The following is a 422-nucleotide window of genomic DNA, read 5'->3' on the forward strand; positions in this document are numbered from 1 at the left end:
CCGGGCAAGTCGACCGGCCAGGCGATGGCGGCGATGGAAGCGCTCGCGAAGAAGCTGCCGGAAGGCGTCGGCTACTCGTGGACGGGGCTGTCGTACCAGGAAATCCAGTCGGGCTCGCAGGCGCCGATCCTGTATGCGATCTCGATCCTCGTCGTGTTCCTGTGTCTCGCGGCGCTGTATGAAAGCTGGTCGATTCCGTTCTCGGTGATCATGGTCGTGCCGCTCGGCGTGATCGGCGCGCTGCTCGCGGCGACGCTGCGCGGCCTCGAGAACGACGTGTTCTTCCAGGTCGGCCTGCTGACCACGGTGGGCCTGTCCGCGAAGAACGCGATCCTGATCGTCGAGTTCGCGCGCGAGCTGCAGGTAACGGAGAAGATGGGGCCGATCGAGGCCGCGCTGGAAGCGGCGCGCCTGCGGCTGCG

The 422-nt window shown here is 67.1% G+C and carries 1 protein-coding gene; it reads left to right on the forward strand.

Going from position 1 to position 422, the window contains the following annotated elements:
• Positions 1–422: efflux RND transporter permease subunit (locus HWX31_RS34685; RefSeq protein ID WP_175934024.1), on the forward strand; the 422-nt coding region annotated here is incomplete at both ends.

Source organism: Burkholderia ubonensis (assembly GCF_902833085.1).
Classification (GTDB): domain Bacteria; phylum Pseudomonadota; class Gammaproteobacteria; order Burkholderiales; family Burkholderiaceae; genus Burkholderia; species Burkholderia ubonensis.